This is a genomic window from Alkalicoccobacillus porphyridii (assembly GCF_007293315.1).
Lineage (GTDB): Bacteria > Bacillota > Bacilli > Bacillales > Bacillaceae_D > Alkalicoccobacillus > Alkalicoccobacillus porphyridii.
Genome location: NZ_VLXZ01000344.1, coordinates 1 through 250, shown reverse-complemented (window position 1 = coordinate 250; position 250 = coordinate 1). Strand labels below are relative to the sequence as shown.

General features: G+C 51.2%; 1 protein-coding gene. It reads right to left on the bottom strand.

Annotated features, from left to right (window positions below; genetic code table 11):
- Positions 1 to 250 (bottom strand): transporter substrate-binding domain-containing protein (locus tag FN960_RS24520; protein WP_143850852.1); only part of this gene is annotated, 250 nt, incomplete at both ends.

Here is a 250-nt window from a genome sequence, read left to right as displayed (position 1 = left end):
ACCCACAAACAGGGCAGAGTTGTCATAGTACGGGGTGGTAAACAGCACCTGCTTTTCACGCTCCGGAGTGATATCCATGCCCGCCATCACGGCTTCTACGCGACGGAATTTCAGGCTTGGGATCAGGCTGTCAAACGCCTGGTTAGAGAAAGTGCAGGTTGCATCAATCTCTTTACACAGCGCTTGTGCCAGGTCGACGTCAAAACCAACGATCTGGTTGTTTGCATCAATCGATTCAAACGGAGGATAG